The 512-nt window shown below is 55.3% G+C and carries 1 protein-coding gene; it reads right to left on the bottom strand.

The features are described from left to right. A partial coding sequence (locus AGR2A_RS21885) for a DUF3164 family protein (RefSeq protein ID WP_080823455.1) occupies positions 1–488 on the bottom strand: 488 nt, incomplete at its 3' end. Positions 489–512 lie beyond the last annotated feature (24 nt).

The following is a 512-nucleotide window of genomic DNA, read 5'->3' as shown; positions in this document are numbered from 1 at the left end:
AACACGTCCGCACGGTTCACCTGACCTTCCTTTTCGGTATTGAAGGCGCGGGTGACGATGGACTGGATTTCCGGACGGCTGTCGGCGCTCCATTCCGTCAGGCACTCATCAATGAGCGTCTTTGCGATCTGCAGTTCCGGGCCGAAAGTGATGAGGTCGGAAACCTGCACCTGAATTTTCATCAGGCCGTCATAGGTCTGATAAGTGCGGTTGCCCTTCTTGCCGCCGATCGTGACGTTGTACTTTTCGCCGAGCAGCGCATCCAGCGCGGAAAGGTCCGCTGCAGTGTGACCACGGAACCGGGAAAGCTGCGCATTCAGATTAAGGGCAAACTCGATGCATTTGCGCACCGTCTGGTCTTCAAGCTTGTACTGATCCTTGACGTTGCCGATCGGATCGAGGCCGCCCTTGGCGTTGTGCATGAACTCGCGACCATTGATGATCGTGACGCCGGGCTTGCTGGTTTCTTCCAAGATAACGGACTGCATGTAAATTTCCTCGTTGTTCGAACT

This window comes from Agrobacterium genomosp. 2 str. CFBP 5494, from assembly GCF_900013495.1.
Taxonomy (GTDB): Bacteria; Pseudomonadota; Alphaproteobacteria; order Rhizobiales; family Rhizobiaceae; genus Agrobacterium; species Agrobacterium pusense.
This window is presented reverse-complemented; position numbering and strand designations above follow the sequence as displayed.